A 238-nucleotide genomic window follows, 5' to 3' on the forward strand; every position below is an offset into this window, starting at 1 on the left:
TACGCCTCCAACCCAGCTACCGCCTCACCGCTGGCCAACTGAGCGACCTTTTCCGCCGTCACCGCCGCCTGGGTCAGTCCCAGATGCTGGTGACCAAACGCGAGCAACACCTTGCCGTCGCACACCCGATCAATGATCGGCAACGAGTCGGGCAGCGACGGGCGGAAACCCATCCAAGGTGTGGCGTCGTCGGCATTCAGCGGCTGGCGGAACAGTCCGCTGCTCAACCGGTGCAACT

The 238-nt window shown here is 64.3% G+C and carries 1 protein-coding gene; it reads right to left on the reverse strand.

The genetic code is table 11. The features are described from left to right. A partial coding sequence (locus AC0L3B_RS40280; protein ID WP_473383636.1) for an FAD-dependent oxidoreductase occupies window positions 1-238 on the reverse strand: 238 nt, incomplete at both ends.

Source organism: Bradyrhizobium sp. Kon56 (genome assembly GCF_055807635.1).